The 244-nt window shown below is 61.5% G+C and carries 1 protein-coding gene; it reads left to right on the top strand.

Annotation, left to right across the window (positions count from 1 at the left end):
• The coding region (locus ACN6NG_RS30070; protein WP_474317570.1) for an immunoglobulin-like domain-containing protein at nucleotides 1-244 on the top strand (244 nt) is incomplete at both ends.

The following is a 244-nucleotide window of genomic DNA, read 5'->3' on the forward strand; positions in this document are numbered from 1 at the left end:
TCACCATCGTGGCCGATCAGGTATCGGTCAACGAAGCGACCGAGCCAACCTTCACCCTGAGCCTGAACAAGGCCTTGGACAAGGACTTCACCGTCACCCTGAGCACCGGTGCTACCGTGGTCTTCGCGGCTGGCGAGACCACCAAGACCTACGCCGCGCCGGCTCAAGGCGATGACGTGTTCAAAGACGAAGGCAAGATCACCGTCAGCATCAGCCAGGCGGAAGTGGTCGGCGAGCAGCTGGA

The sequence above is a fragment of the Pseudomonas sp. TSO6 genome (assembly GCF_056098905.1).